The 251-nt window shown below is 68.5% G+C and carries 1 protein-coding gene; it reads left to right on the forward strand.

Annotated elements, in window-relative coordinates:
- Positions 1 to 251: hypothetical protein (locus SB689_RS23755; RefSeq protein ID WP_410694496.1), on the forward strand; the 251-nt coding region annotated here is incomplete at both ends.

Raw genomic sequence — 251 nt, forward strand, 5'->3', positions numbered from 1 at the left:
CTCGGTGACGCAGGCGAGCGGCACATTCGACGGCGCGATCTCCGGTACCGGCGGCTTGAGCGTGACGGGCGGCACACAAACGCTTGGCAACGCCAACAGCTACAGCGGCGCCACGACTATCGCGAGCGGCGCGACGCTGGCGCTCTCGGGACAAGGCAGCATCGCGCAGACGAGCGGCGTGGCGGACAACGGCGTGCGCGATATTTCGGCGACCACTGTGGGCGCGGTTCTGAGCAACCTGTCGGGTACGG

The organism is Chryseobacterium sp. SIMBA_038 (assembly GCF_046535115.1).
Taxonomy (GTDB): Bacteria; Bacteroidota; Bacteroidia; order Flavobacteriales; family Weeksellaceae; genus Chryseobacterium.